The 11,982-nt window shown below is 71.3% G+C and carries 13 protein-coding genes; 4 read left to right on the top strand and 9 right to left on the bottom strand.

Translation table 11 applies throughout. From position 1 onward, the window contains the following. Positions 1-169 precede the first annotated feature (169 nt). Complete coding sequence (locus tag ACFVWU_RS42325; RefSeq protein WP_387631487.1) at positions 170-697, top strand: SMI1/KNR4 family protein; 528 nt, start codon at positions 170-172, stop codon at positions 695-697. Between the two features lie 184 nt (positions 698-881). Here the strand turns inward: ACFVWU_RS42325 and ACFVWU_RS42330 are convergent, their stop codons facing one another. The 3 genes from ACFVWU_RS42330 to ACFVWU_RS42340 form a co-directional block, all read right to left on the bottom strand. Then, positions 882-1,403, bottom strand: coding sequence for a GNAT family N-acetyltransferase (locus ACFVWU_RS42330; protein ID WP_387631490.1), 522 nt, complete (start codon positions 1,401-1,403; stop codon positions 882-884). 89 nt (positions 1,404-1,492) lie between these two features. Continuing rightward, entirely contained in the window at positions 1,493-2,065 is a 573-nt protein-coding gene (locus ACFVWU_RS42335) for a helix-turn-helix domain-containing protein (RefSeq protein ID WP_387631492.1), read from the bottom strand. A gap of 105 nt (positions 2,066-2,170) precedes the next feature. Further along, positions 2,171-2,647 carry a replication-relaxation family protein gene (locus ACFVWU_RS42340; protein ID WP_387631493.1) on the bottom strand — a complete coding sequence of 159 codons (477 nt, stop codon included), beginning with the start codon at positions 2,645-2,647 and terminating at the stop codon, positions 2,171-2,173. A 103-nt stretch (positions 2,648-2,750) separates the two neighbouring features. On the opposite strand from ACFVWU_RS42340, the gene ACFVWU_RS42345 reads away from it, so the two are divergent. After that, on the top strand, positions 2,751-3,662 hold the full coding sequence (locus ACFVWU_RS42345; protein WP_387631496.1) for a LysR family transcriptional regulator: 912 nt from the start codon (positions 2,751-2,753) through the stop codon (positions 3,660-3,662). On the opposite strand, the gene ACFVWU_RS42350 is transcribed toward ACFVWU_RS42345, so the two are convergent. Continuing rightward, positions 3,655-4,851 (bottom strand): MFS transporter, encoded by a 1,197-nt coding sequence (locus ACFVWU_RS42350; RefSeq protein ID WP_387631499.1) that lies wholly within the window; start codon positions 4,849-4,851, stop codon positions 3,655-3,657. The two genes, ACFVWU_RS42345 and ACFVWU_RS42350, sit on opposite strands and share 8 nt — an antisense overlap. Before the next feature lie 381 nt (positions 4,852-5,232). Further along, positions 5,233-6,483, bottom strand: coding sequence for an MFS transporter (locus ACFVWU_RS42355; protein WP_387631500.1), 1,251 nt, complete (start codon positions 6,481-6,483; stop codon positions 5,233-5,235). Positions 6,484-6,536: 53 nt separating this feature from the next. Here ACFVWU_RS42355 and ACFVWU_RS42360 point away from each other — a divergent pair, with 53 nt between their 5' ends. Continuing rightward, positions 6,537-7,397 (top strand): recombinase family protein, encoded by an 861-nt coding sequence (locus ACFVWU_RS42360; protein WP_387631502.1) that lies wholly within the window; start codon positions 6,537-6,539, stop codon positions 7,395-7,397. 218 nt (positions 7,398-7,615) lie between these two features. After that, complete coding sequence (locus ACFVWU_RS42365; RefSeq protein WP_387631505.1) at positions 7,616-8,140, top strand: hypothetical protein; 525 nt, start codon at positions 7,616-7,618, stop codon at positions 8,138-8,140. Positions 8,141-8,196: 56 nt separating this feature from the next. Here ACFVWU_RS42365 and ACFVWU_RS42370 read toward each other — a convergent pair whose 3' ends face one another. From ACFVWU_RS42370 to ACFVWU_RS42385, 4 genes are all read right to left on the bottom strand, one after another. Then, positions 8,197-9,786 (bottom strand): hypothetical protein, encoded by a 1,590-nt coding sequence (locus tag ACFVWU_RS42370; RefSeq protein ID WP_387631507.1) that lies wholly within the window; start codon positions 9,784-9,786, stop codon positions 8,197-8,199. A gap of 4 nt (positions 9,787-9,790) precedes the next feature. After that, positions 9,791-10,123, bottom strand: a complete 333-nt coding sequence (locus tag ACFVWU_RS42375) for a helix-turn-helix domain-containing protein (protein WP_387631509.1) — start codon at positions 10,121-10,123, stop codon at positions 9,791-9,793. Beyond that, a complete protein-coding gene (locus tag ACFVWU_RS42380; RefSeq protein ID WP_387631514.1) occupies positions 10,120-11,193 on the bottom strand; it encodes a tyrosine-type recombinase/integrase in 1,074 nt (357 codons plus the stop codon). The genes ACFVWU_RS42375 and ACFVWU_RS42380 overlap by 4 nt, the downstream gene beginning before the upstream one ends. 277 nt (positions 11,194-11,470) lie before the next feature. Next, the coding region (locus ACFVWU_RS42385; RefSeq protein WP_387631512.1) for a transposase at positions 11,471-11,982 on the bottom strand (512 nt) is incomplete at its 5' end.

Genomic DNA, 11,982 nt, shown 5'->3' on the forward strand with positions numbered 1-11,982 from the left:
TCCTCACCCGTCCCGAACCCGGTGTCCAGAGACAACCAGTCGGTCTCCCGCACCACCACCCACGGATCGGGCAGAACATCAGGCACCGGCAGGCCGGTAAACGCATCGGAGGTCGTCACCCACCGAACCCTACGACCCCCCACCGACGCGGCCCCGGTAGGTTCTCCGCGTGACAGCTACCGATGATCGACAGTTCCCCACCGCACTGGCCGCCGCGCTGGCGGCGCCGTTCGACTACGACGGCGGCGAGGGCATCGACTTCGAGCCCTTCGACGCCTTCCTCTGCGCCGAGGACACCACTGACTGGCTCCGCCTCTGGACCGGCAACGACGAGGCGACTAGCGACAACTTCCGGGTGTTCGGGCAGAACGGCGCCGGCGGGTACGCGGCGTTCTGGCTGGCCCGCCCCGACCGCCCGCTCACCGACCAGCCGGTCGTCTTCATGGGATCCGAGGGCGAGACCGGCGTCGTCGCGGCCGACCTGGCCGACTTCCTCTGGGTACTCGCCGCCGGGTTCGGCCCCTGCGAGGCGACCACCGACTACCACCTCGACCGGACCCCACACCCCAGCCCGGAACGGATCGCCGTCGCGGAACGCTTCGCCCCCGACCGCCAGCGCCCGGCCGAGGCCCTCATCGAGCACGCGGGCCAGGAGTTCCCCGACTTCGACGACATCATCTTCGAACTCTGCCGGTAACCCAACAGGTCACACCCAGCGGTCCCCGGCCGGGTAGAGCCTCGCGTGCAGAACCCGCACCTCAACGCGGCCACCAGCTCCCGCTTCGTCGGGACCGGCAGCACCAGCAGGCCCAAGTCCTTCGCGGCACGGTCCTGCACGCACCCCGGGCACTCCAACCGGTCCAGGCCGGCCGCCGAGTGGGTCAGGCGAGGGTTTTGTAGAAGAAGGTGCAGGAGGCGAGGGTGCCGTCGGGGTCCGCGGCGTAGCCGGGGACGAGCCCGTACGGAGTCCAGCCGGCCGAGTGGTAGAGCCGTTCGGCGGGGCTGTCGGTGCGCGTGTCGAGCAGCAGCAGGGTGGCGGAGGCCGCGGCGGCGGCGCGTTCGGCGGTGTCGAGGAGACGACGGGCGAGGCCCTGGCCGCGGGCGTCGCGGTGGACCATCAGTTTGACGACCTCGGCGCGGTGACGGCCGTTGTCCTTGTCGCCGAGGACCAGGCTGACGGTGCCGACGATCCGGCCGCCGGGGTCGCGGGCGATCCAGCCGAGGCGGTGTCCGGCGGCCAGTGCGTCCTCGTACTGGAGCCACCAGCGGGCGGCCTCGGTGCGGTCGAGGCCGTCGAGGAAGCCGATCGACGCGCCGTCGGCGACGGCGTCGAGCAGCAGGTCGGCGAGCCCGTCCTGGTCGGCCGTCAGGTCGGCGGCGGCGAGGCGGACGATCTCGGTCATGGCGGGTACCCCCTGGGGCGCGGCGGTCGAGGCGGTCACGGTTGTCACAGCGGTCCGGGCAGTCCCGGCGGTCGAGGCGGTCACGGCCGTCACGGCAGGACGACGGCGAGGGCGTAGCGGACCGGCCGCGGGCCCGGGCAGTGGAAGCGGGACCGGCCCCAGAGCCGGAAACGCAGGCAGTCGCCGGTGGCCAGCTGGTGGGTCTCACCGCGGACGGTGAGTTCCAGGGTGCCGTCCAGGACCCACAGGTGCTGTTCGATACCGGGGACGGGCGGGGCGTCGTAGTCGATGGCGGCGCCGGGGTGCAGGGTGCCCTCGATCAGTTCGCCGCGCAGGCCCGCGTGCGGCGGGGAGACGGAGCGGCGGACGAAGCCGGATGCCGGGTCGCGCCAGACCGGCTGGTCCGGGGCGCGGAGCAGCTGGGGCGGTTCGGCCTCGACCTCGGCGAGCAGGCGGGACATGGTGCGGCCGTAGGCGGAGCAGAGCCGGCCGAGCTGGGCGGCGGTAGGGCTGATCTCGGCGCGTTCCAGGCGCGAGAGCGTGGAGCGGCTGACGCCGCTGCGAGCGGCGAGGTCGTCGAGGGACCAGCCGTGCTCGGCGCGGAGCGCGGCCAGGCGGGCGGCGAGTCGCAGGTCCTCGGGGGACAGTTCCGAATCTCTCACATCCAGGAGAATATCCCAGATTCGGGATACGAGACAGCTCGCGGTCCCGGGGGAACTTCGCGGCGACCTCGGCCGGGGCCATGGTCGAGCGGTCGACCTCGACCATCAGCACCGGCACCCGATCTCCGAGGCCTGCCACACGCCGTCCGGACGCACCTGCCGCTTCCCGCCCGGCAGCAGGAACTCAGTCTCCGTCGACCAGGACCGCACCGTACCCACCCCGCCCGCAGCCCCCGGCGCGCTGCCGCCGAGGACGAACGCGGCGATCGTCTCGTTGACCGCCATCGCGTGCTGGGCGCCGGAGCGGCTGGCGCCCCGGGCGGTGCCGCCCATCTCCGAGCGGACCATCCCGAGCACGGCGGCGGCCGCGTCCAGCCCGGCGGCGCCTTCCAACCGCCAGGTCTTGCGCCGGTCCCGGGTGTTGCCGTCCGAGGCAACCAGGCCGTGCAGCCCGAGGTCACCGAGCGCCTGCCGGACCGCCTTGTTCGACACCGCCCCCGGGCGCAGCAGGCGCTGGAGCTGATCGGCCGTGGCGACCTTGAGGACGCCCAGCGCGCCGAGGACGGCCGGCTTACAAGACACGTGAGCAACGCGAGTCGAGCGGGGGCGGGCGGCAGCCGGGCGGGACCAGGCGGTGCGGTTCGGGGCGTCAGGGGGACCGCGTCGCCCCGCATAGACTGCCAGGGTGGAACGGACGACCCCGGGGCCCGAGCCGGTGCTGCCGGAGCTGCCGCTGCAGGAGCTGGAGTGCTTCTCCGTCCTCGTGCACCAGTTGCACTTCGGGCGGACGGCGGAGGTGCTCGGTGTCTCGCAGGGCCGGATATCCCAGCTGATCAAGCGGCTGGAGGGCCGCATCGGGGCGCCGGTGTTCGAACGGACCAGTCGGCGGGTGGAGTTGACCGGGCTGGGACGCGGGCTGGCGGAGCAGGTGGTGCCCGCGTTCGAGCGGCTGCGGGCAGGGTACGAGGACGCCCGGTCGCGCGCCGCGGCTGCCGACCGGCCGTTGCGCCTCGGCTTCCAGTGCGCGGTGTACGAGCCGGTGGCGCGGGCGATCGGGCGGCTGCCGGAGGGGGTGGCGCAGCTGGTGGAGTTGCCCTGGGGGGATCCGTTCTCGCACCTCGGCCGGGCGGAGGTCGATCTGGCGATCGTGCTCGCCCCGTGCCGGGAGCCGGGGTTGGAGGTGCTGCTGGAGTTCTCCCGGCAGCCGGTGTTCGTGGCGGTGGCCGCCGCGCGCCGCCCGGCCGGGGAGGTCGGTGTGTCCGCGGAGGAGCTGGCCGCGCTGCCGCTGATCGAGCCGCGCGGTCCGGCGCCCGAGTACTGGCGGCTCGCCAACGCCCCGCGGCGGACGGCGAGCGGGCGGGAACTGGCCTACCCGGCGAGTGCGGCCACCGTTCAGGAGGGACTCACGATGGTGGCCAGCACCCGCCGGGGGCTGTTGCTGTGCGAGGGCAGCACGCGGTACGTCCAGCGTCCGGACATCCGCTACCTGCCGGTGCAGGGGCTGGATCCGACCGCGCTGCAGGTGGTGCAGAGCGAGCGTCGGCCGCACCCGCTGGCGGGCCCGTTCGTCGGGCTGCTGCGGGCAAGGGTCAGCTGACGGAACCGCCACCCGGGCGGGTGAGCGCGGTGACCAGCAGTCCGGCGGCCGTCAGCCCTGCCGCCGTGACCAGGACGGCGTGATTCCCGGCCCGGTCGACGATCTGCCCACCGGCGAGGGAACCCAGTGCGATGCTCGCGTTGAACACGCCCGCCCAGACGGCCGCCGAGGCCTCGATCCGGGTCGGGTCGGCGGTGCGGACCCAGGTCTGGGTGGAGACGGAGACCCCGCCGTACGAGGCGCCCCAGACGACCAGGGTGAGCAGTACCGCGACGACGCCGCCGGTGGCGAGCGGCAACAGCAGGACGGCCAGGGTGACGCCGGAAAGGGCGATCGCGACGGCGGTCCTGGGCCGGCGGCCGGAGAGCGGGCCGAGGGTGAAGTTGCCGACGACTCCGGCCAGTCCGTACACCAGCAGGCAGGTGGCGACGGCCCCGCTGCTCAGGCCCGCGTCGGTTTCGAGGACCGGGCGGACGTAGGTGTAGCCGGCGAAGTGGCCGAGCACGACGAGGGCGGTGACGGCGGTCCCGGCGGCGACGCCCCGGTTGCGCAGGGCGTCGGTGAGGCCGGCGAGGCGCCCGCGCTCGGTGACCGGCAGCGCGGGCAGGGTGGCGCCGAGGACGGCGGCGCAGACGGCGCCGAGCAGGGCGAGCGCCCAGAACACGGCGCGCCAGTCGAGCAGGGCGGCGAGGTAGGTGCCCAGTGGGACGCCCAGGACCGAGGCGATGGAGACGCCGGAGAAGATCAGTGTCATGGCCAGGGCGATCTTCGGACCGTCGGCCAGGCGGGGCCCGAGGCTCGCGGCCAGGCCCCAGACGATGCCCATCGCGGCGCCGAGCAGGATCCGGCCGACGGCCAGGACCGCGAAGTCCGGGGCGAGGGCGGTGACCGCGTTGGCGAGGCCGAGCAGCAGCACGGAGGCGATCAGGACGGCCCTGCGGTCGCGTAGCCCGACGAGTACCGGGGTGAGAGGCGAGAGCACGGCGGCGATGAGGCCGGTGATGGTGAGGGAGAGACCGGTGGTGCCGTCCGAGACGCCGAGGCTGTGGGACATGGGAGTGAGCAGGCCGACCGGCATCATCTCCGAGGACACCACGGCGAAGGTGGCCAGGGCGACCGCGAGGACCGGTGACCAGCGGTGGGCAGGGGGTGAGCCGGCCGGGAGCGCGAGGGTTTCCGCATTCGTCATGTGACCAGCCCACCAGCCGGCGGAAGGGCCGAACAAGATCGAATAGCTCATGGATCGATGAGCCGGGCTCATGGATGGCCGGGAAGGCCCGGTACCCTGCCCCCGCAGCCGCAGCAGACGAAACCGGGTGGCCCGTCACCGCGCCGGGTCGATCCGGCACCCACCCCCGAGCGAACGCATCCGCGCGCTGCGGCGGTGCTCAGCGGCCATCTCGTCCAGGACCGTGGCGAGCGGGGTCGGTGCGGTCCACAGGGCGGCCTCCGTGGCGGATTGGAGGGCATGGTCGCCCGGCTGATCGGATTGCGTTGACAGCGGTCATTTGGTGTCGGGTCCTCTCGTCCGGGCTCGACCGAGACCAGCCCCCACCAAACTAACTCGCGGTCATCCCGTCACTTCCGCAGCAACACCTGGTTGCGGCCGGGTCCGCATGCCCCAGCGGGCAAGAGATGGACCGACAGCGCCCAGTGCCGCGAAGAACACCGCCAGCAGCAGCCAGCCTGTCGTGCCGAGGCCGAGTACCACCGTGGTGAGGATCGCGGGGGCAAGAGCCTGGCCCGCGCTGAAGCCGAGACCGAAGACACCTTGGTACTGGCCCTGTGCGTGGTCGGGAGCAAGACCGAAGCCCAGGGCGAAGGCCGCCGATGACTCCCAAACCTCTCCCAGACTGTGGACGAAGATCGCGGCCAGGACCAGTCCCGCCGCCGCCCAGACAGGGGTGTACGCCGCCAGTGCCATCATCGGGCAGCTGACGAGGAAGAGCAGCCCCGCCGTGCGAAACGCCAGGCCGCCATCGTGCGGGGTCTCGATACGCGAGCCGATCCTGGTCTGCATCAGCACGCAGAACAGGGAGTTGACGGCGAACAGCGCGGCCACCGTCCAGCGCGGCGCCTCGGTGTGCTCGGAGATCCAGATCGGCAGGAGTAGTGAGACCACCGGGTACTGCAGTCCCATGGCCCCGTAGAGGGCGGTGAACGCGAGGAAGGGACGATCCGCGAGGACGGGCCAGCGCCGCCGTTGCGGTGGTGCTGCCAGTACCGGATAGCGGGGCAGCAGGAGCAGAAGCACCGCGCACAGGGCGAAGCTCACCGCGTTGCCGAGGATCAGCGTGACATAGGCGCCGCGGGTGTTCGCGGCCAGCGCCAGCCCCGCACCCACCGTTCCCAGGACGACGCCCAGGTTGACGAACGTGCGCAGCTTGGCACGGAACAGGGCCGGGCGCTCACCCCCGACCCGGACCACCAGCGCGCCCCACGCCGCCCCACCAGCCGCTGCGGCGATCTGGTCGACCGTCGCGATGATCGTGAGCGCGGCCCAGCTCTCGACGAGGACGAGGGCCGCCATCGACACGGCCTGGACCGCGAGGGCCAACATCATGATCGTGCGAGCCCCTCGCCGATCTGCGAGATGCCCGCCCGGTATCCCCGCGCACAGACCGATCACTCCGGCGATGGTGAGCGCGGCACCGACCTGCACCGCAGGCAGGCCCACGACCAAGGTGAAATAGAGCGCTGACGCCGCGTTGAACAGACCATTGCCGACTCGGTTGACGAAACTGGCGGCGACCAGCACGCGCTCCGGCCTACTGTCCCCCGCCATCCGGCCTATTCGACCCGCTAAGTTGCCCTTGATCATGGATGGCACGCTAACAGCGGTCGCTGATCCAGCGGAAGTAGCACCAAGATCACGTGCTCCGGTTCCGCCAGGGCCCGAACCAGGACCGCGCCACCCCCGAGGAGCCCCCGGGCACCTCCAGCCGCCTCCACCCCCTCCAGCGCCCGAAGTTCCGCGAACTGCTCACCTACGCGCGGCCAGGCGACACCGTGCACATCTCCGAGATGTTCCGTCTCGTGCGCGGCACCGGGCACATCCTCGACGTGCTCGACGTCCTCCACCGCGACCACCTCGCGCTGCGCATCCACGACGGCGCGTTCTCCGCGATGGACCTCACCGCCCGCCACCCGCGCACCGGAGAACTGCTGTCCACCGTGAAGTTCATGGTGCAGACCCTCGCCGCCGCCGGCGAACTCCAGCGCGACCTCCAGCGCGAGCTGACCTACGACGGACTGCGGGCGGTCGAGGCCAAGGGCAGCAAAGGCGGACGCCGCCCGGCAGTGGCGGCCTCGAAGGCCGATGACGTGCGCGCTGCGTACCTGGAAGGCCGCTCGATCGCTGCACTCGCCCGCGACCACCGGGTCAGCCGCGGCGCGATCCGCACCGCCGTCGCCGACCTCCTGCCCAACCACACAGCCCCAGAGGAGGACGCGCCGGCCTCGGAGGAGCCGGTCACCCTAGACATGCCGGGCAAGGTCGCCGACTACCTCCGCACCACCGAGCTCGAGCCCGCCGAGCGAGCCGCGCTCGACCAGGGGGTGGCCGTACGGCGCGGCCAGGGCTACACCCTGCGCGTCAGCGCCGTTCCCGCCGTGCACCGTCAGCTCCTCGCCCGCTGCCAGCCGCTCGACGGCGGCCAGGGCATCCCCGCAGTCCCGGCACAGCGCAAGGCCCGCCGCGAGTACGAGAACCGGGTCAGCACCCTCACATCCTGACCAAGATCGTTCTCACCGATAACCGCTGTACCGATGTTCCCCGAGGCCGAGGAGGCCCGTGGGTTCACGCAAACTGAAGGGATCTCAGCGGGAACCCGAGGGCGGACTGTTGTGTTCTCGCGGGGTCGGCCTTCGGGTTCAGGCGAACACGCCGGTGGGCGCCGAGCAGAGCGCCCCCGGGCAGCCTTCTTGGGAACGGTGCTGGCATCGTAAGAGTCATGAAACCAGCAGGAACGACACCGGAGCCGGATACCCCAACGCAGAGCGGCCTCATGACTCTGGCTGAGGTGGCCTGCCGCTATCGGGCGGACGAGATCCGCCCGGAGGATCTGCCGATGATCGCTGCTGAGGCACTCGCGGCCGGGCTGGACACCCCGACGCTGTGTGAGCTTGCCAGTTGGCCGCGCAACGCGGACGCCCACGATATCCGCATCGCGTTCGAGCAAGCACTCTCCGAGTCCGGGATCAAATTGCCCGATCCCGGGCTGGCGCGGCGCCACGCCTTGCGCCGGCTCGCGGCGAGGCTCGTTGATGGAGAAGTTGCCCTCGCCGACCTGGCGACGGACGACTGCTGGGAGACGGAGGTCGAGACCGAGGAGGAGCGATCATTCTTGCGGCTGATCCCGCAATGCGTGTGCTGCCTTGAGTACACCCTGGGACTTGACCAGCAGACGTGGGCTGCCGAGTTGCGGATCGCCGCGCTCGCCCTCACATCGTCTGCGCCAATCGGACCCGGCTGCTGAATCGATCGTGACGGCCTGCTCATCCTCGCAATGACGTAATCCCAGTCGAGCGGGATTCACGGAAGTGACCGTTCAGCGGCCTGCTCCAACAGCGCCCGCGCGGAGTCCGCGTAACGCATGGCGGTCTTCTCATCGAGGCCGAAGACCTCGGCGAGGTGGAGCGGGTCGGGGCCATGGACCATGGCCTCTTCGAGCTGTCGGTCGACGCGGAGTCGCTCCAGCGTTGCGGCCTGTCCGCGCATCGCGGCGCTGATCCAGTGGTTGCTGGACCGAATGGTCCTGTTCGCGGTCTGGTTGTTGATCAGCAGGTGGAGGTTCGCCGTGTTCCAGCGGGTGCGCCGGTGCTCCAGCCAGTCCAGCAGCAGCTTCAGGGTCAGGTCGTCCAGGGGGCGAACGCGGCCGGCGATGGTCAGCCGCCGGTTGCCGATGTCGACGTCATCGAGCATGAGGGCGCCGATCTGGGCGACCCGGGCGGCGTGGACCGCGGCGCAGGCGAGGATGAGTCGTGTCGCCGGGGTCGTGGCCGCCGCGACGGCCCGGGCGACCTGTTCTGGGACGAGTGGCTGCAGCACGGCGTACTCGTACTGCCCGACCTTGATCCGGCTGGTGGGGTTGCGGAAGACGAGCCCGTTCCGCTTGGCCCAGCCGAACAGCGAACGCAGGGCAACGAGTTGGCTGTGGCGGTGGCGCCCGTGCAGAGCCTTGAGGCAGGTGAGGACGTCGTCGCGGGTCACTTCCCGTAGGTGGTCGTAACGGTCCGACCACTCCAGCAGGGCCGGGCGGACTCCGTTGAGGTAGAGCCAGACCGTTCCCTCTCGGCGAGGCAGGCTGCGCGGGCCGCCCTCGTGCAGGACGCGGGTCCAGCGTTCGGCCTCCGAGCGGATGCCGGGTGCGAGGCCCGCCAGCCGCTCGGCGAGCCATCGTTCGAAGGAGGGCTGGCTGTCGTCCTCGAAGATGCCCATCTCTTCTAGAACGGTGACGATGTGGCCGACGCTCAGATCGAGGGACCTCAAGGGAGCGAAGATCTCCGTGTGGCGGATGACGTCGCCTTCGACGTAGCCGGTGAGCACGAAGGCCAGGCCGCGGTTGACGGCGAAGCGGATGTTGCGTCCCCAGCCGCGAGCCTCGGCCAGCTGATGGGCCAGGTATTTCGCCCAGGCCAGCCACGGGCTGGTCAGATCAGCGTCGGCCGGGTCGAGGCGGCTGTAGTCGCGTGGGACCTGGTCGAAGAGCGGTAGCTGCCTCCAGCCGGGATCCGGGCGCCAGGCCGGCGGGGGCGGCGGCTTGCGCGGGGCTCCCCGCCGGCCTCGGGGTCGTGGCGGAGGAGGCGTCGACCTCCTCCGGTAGTGCATGCCGACGAAGAAGAGCTGGTGGTGCCGGACAGCGCCGAGCCGCGACCTCACGTCCGTCTCACCCAGAGGCCGGCTGTCTGCGCTCTTGGCGCCGAGGCGGGCCTCGCACCAGCACAGTCGGCAGTAGCTCCACTTCGTCGGCTGGACGCGACGGCAGCCGACACAGGGGGCCTCGTCGTGGCTCCGGCTGAACATGTAGCACGTCGGACAGCGGCGACCGCTGAAGTTCCCCCAGGCCAGGCAGCTGTCGCAGGAGTCGGTCGGCTTGACGTACCCCTTCGGGAAGCGGGCCACCGGGTCACTCCGGCGGCAGCGAGCGGCCGTCCCGGCGCTTGGGGACCACCGTCGGCGGGGTAGCCGCGGCGCCGACCGCGATCTTCTCCGTCTCGTTGGCCTGGCCAGGGCGGGAGACCTTCTGCGGCTCGGGAATCAGCAGGTCACCGATCTCGCATCCGAGCACGACGCAGATGACGTCCAGGTCCTCCAGCTTCAGGGAGACCGGCTGGCCGGACCACAGGCCGGACATCTTCCCGGCCGAGATGACCAGGCCGTGCTCGGCAAGGCTCCGCTGCAGCTCGGACGCCTTCCAGACGCCCTTGTTGGCGGCGGTCAGCCGTAGGTTCCACTTCATCCCATGAGTCCTTCCAGCCGCTTCGCGGCGCGCTGCTGCCCGGCAAGCCAGGCATCTTCCACCCTGGTCTGCTGGACGTGGACGTACCGCATCGTCGTGGCGATCCAGGAATGTCCCAAAACCTCCTGAATTGCGACCAGGTCCAGGCCGCCCGCATAGAGCTCGGATGCGCAGAAGTGCCGCAGGACGTGCGGGGTCAACTTCTCTGTCCAGCCCGGAAGATGAGCCACGACCGCAGCAGCCAGGCCGTTCCGCAGGGCGTCGTCGCCGACCCGGCGCGAGGACCCGTCGGCGTTCTTGCGCTCGGAGGGGAACAGCGGGGTGCCGGGGCGGGTGTGGTCGTCGTCGAACTGGCCCCAGACGTCCTCGATGAACCACCGCAGTGTCCGGTCCGCGCCGTTGATCAGCGGCACCATCCGCTCGCGCGGCCCCGAGCCGCGGGCGCCCTTGCCGAGGCGGACGTGGAGCTTGCCAAACCGGCCCAGGTGCCACTTGATGTCGGTGAGGTCGAGCCCGCACGCCTCGCTCACCCGCAGGCCGACCTGGGACATCAGCTTCGCGGCAGCATAGTTCCTGGCGGTTGGGGCGAACTTGCGGCAGGTCGCCAGCTCGCCGCCCCAGCCGGTGAACAGCCGGCCGACCTCCGGGGCGGTCGGCGGGATCCGCAGCTGGGCGTCCTTCGAGCCGCGGGGGCGGTTCATCTCGTCGATCGGGCACTCGACGACCCGGCCGGTCATCCGGTGGATCTCAACCTTGTGCCGCAGCTCCAGGAACAGGAAGTACGTGCTCAGGGCCTGGGAACGGGCCAGGCGGGTGCCGCTGGGCGAGCCCCGCAGCACCCGCCCGAAGTACGCGTCCGCGTCGGCCGGCTCCAAGTCCCACAGTGGCCGGCCGAACCAGGTCCGCACCTGCTCCAGGTGCCCGACGTCCCCGCGGATCGTGCCGTCCGTCAGCCCCGCCGATGCCCGTGCGAGCACGAAGCCGGCCAGCACGTCGGTCTCGAACCGCTCCAGCTCCTCCGCCGAGACCGGATCCCGGTACTCGCGCAGGTCCCGCACCACCGCCAGCACCGCCAACTCGCGCCTCCTCGCCTTCGACCGGACCGCAGATCGGTCGCACGAGCTGAGAACGCTTCAGGAATCCCGAAGTTACGTCACAGCCCAGCGGGGCACTCGAAGGAGGAAGAAGCCCCTGGCCACGGCCCCGGTCACTCAGCGGGACTCAGGAGAACTCACGGGATGTCGCACAGTCATCATGAACGGCCCCAGCTACCGCCCCAACAAGCGACCGAAGAGCCCCACCGAACCCCCGACCAAGTAGCCTCCGTCAGCCCCAGGGGCTGGGGAATTACGTGAACACAGCCCCTGGGGAATTACGCCGTCGTCGACACCACGCCTCGATCACGCGCACCGGCAGCACGCCATAGCCGCTCCCGGCCCGGTAGGGGGCGGCCAGGCGGGCCAGGTAGGAGCCGCCGGGCAGGCGGCGCTGGATGGTCGGGCGGCGCCGGGCGGAGGAGCGCACGAGGAACTGTGCGCCGGTCGCGGTCACTTCGCGCAGGAACTCCACGGCGTCGAAGGCGGCGTCGCCGAGCAGCAGCATCGAGGCATCCAGGCAGCTCAGCAGGCGGCGCGCGTAGGGAAGTTCACCCTCGTCCTCGGGGCCGAAGCAGGCGGCGAGTACGGCCCGGGTGCCGCACTCGGCCACCACGAGCAGGCGTAGCAGCGGGTAACCGAACTCCAGCAACTCGCCGACGCGCTTCGGGTAACGCCAGGTGACCTGCTCGTCGTCGGGCACGTGCAGATGCGTGCCGTCCAGCGCCACGGTCCGCAGCCCGCGGTGGAAGGACCCGGCCTGGC

This window comes from Kitasatospora sp. NPDC058190, from assembly GCF_042883685.1.
In the GTDB taxonomy this organism is placed as follows: Bacteria; Actinomycetota; Actinomycetes; order Streptomycetales; family Streptomycetaceae; genus Kitasatospora.